Origin of the sequence: Clostridium sp., assembly GCF_051650885.1 — a bacterium.
Lineage (GTDB): Bacteria > Bacillota > Clostridia > Clostridiales > Clostridiaceae > Clostridium.
In genome coordinates, this window is sequence record NZ_JBOFRG010000289.1 from 1 (window position 1) to 1,663 (window position 1,663).

At 29.0% G+C, this 1,663-nt stretch carries 1 protein-coding gene; it reads left to right on the forward strand.

From position 1 onward, the window contains the following. Positions 1 to 93: 93 nt before the first annotated feature. Positions 94 to 1,663: hypothetical protein (locus tag ACRC28_RS13855; RefSeq protein ID WP_438544037.1), on the forward strand; the 1,570-nt coding region annotated here is incomplete at its 3' end.

Sequence of the window (1,663 nt, forward strand, 5' to 3'; positions counted from 1 at the left end):
AACAGCATATATAAATATACTGCAAAAATTAATAGCCGATTTAAATAAAAATCATAAATTGATTATAGTAGTAATTTCAAGGAGGATAATTAAATGACATCCTTTAAAATAGACAATTTTAATGGAAATGAAAATATAAAAATAACACTGTCTTCTACTAGAAACATCATTGATATAGGGGAGGTTTTAACTTTTTTTATAACTGTAAAAAATTTAGCACCTGCAATAATTGAAGATGTTTTTATTAGTCAAAATCTTGAAAATGGATTTATATTAAAAGCAGAAACATTAAAGGTAAATAATATTTCTATAAATGGACATATTCTAGATGGAGTAAATATAGGAAATTTAGCTTACTTAGAAGAAAAAATAATATCTTTTGATGTAATTATTTCTAATATTCCAAGTGTAAATCCAATAAAAAGTATAGCATCTGTTACTTTTAAACTTTTAGGTGAAAGTAATTTAAAAAGAAGCAATATCTTAGAAACACAAGTTGGAAAAGTCATTGGTGATGCACTGATTATAAAAGAGGTTGATAAAAGTGTCGCTATTGTAAATGATGTTCTAACTTATACTATCAAAATAGAAAATATTAGTGAAATTCCTTTAATTAATGGAATTTTTACAGATGTAGCATCAGAAGAGTTTAGCTTTATCTATGATAGTCTTACTATTGATGGAACTAAAACTATAAATGGAAATCCTCTTAATGGTTTAGTTATTAAGGATTTAGCCCCTGGTGAGATAACCGTTATCTCTTACAAAATGTATGTAAATGCAGTTCCAACTAGTGGTTACTCATCTAACAATAGTAAAGTTTCATTTAACTATAACATCCAATCTTTTAGTCTTTCTAATTATAACCTAAGCAATGATGCTTATACTAAGATAGTCCCACTAGCTTTAAATAAAGCTTCATTGTTTTTAGAAAAATCTATCGATACAATAGGTGCAGTAGTTGGTGAAACTGTAACTTATACAATTAATACTTCGAATGTAGGTGAGGTTTTAGCTAGCGAAATAAATCTTAAAGATGCTATACCAGGTGGTTTAAGTTTTATAGACGGTTCTGTAAGTGTGAATGGTATACAATCTCAAGAAAGTCCTATAACAGGAATAAACCTTAACAATTTAGCAAAAGGTGAATCAAAGGAAGTTAAATTTAGAGCAAAAGTAAGTGCCCTTCCTAATATAAATCCTGCTCAAAATAAAGGTGTCGCAACTTTTAAATATACACCGGACCCACTAAGTCCTCCAGTATCTGATTTTTGCGAGTCAAATGTTGTTTCGACTAAAATAGCACCAACAGATTTAATTACAGGTGGTATTAAAACTGTTGACAAGCCCTTCTCTAATGCAGGAGATACATTAACTTATACTATAAAAACAACAAATAATAGTACAATTGCTTTAAACAACGTAGTTTTAGGAGATACATTACCCGATGGTGTTGATTTTATTAAAGGCTCTGTAACTATAAATGGAATTTTAAATAGTAATGCAAATCCCGAAAATGGCGTTCAAGTAGGAGATGTAATCCCTGGAGATTCTGTTTTAGTTTCTTTTAAAGTTCTAGTTTCAACACTTGCAAATGTTGGCGCAGTTCTAAGAAATAGAGGAACTATTTCTTATTCATTTAAACCTGATACAGATGCTGAAT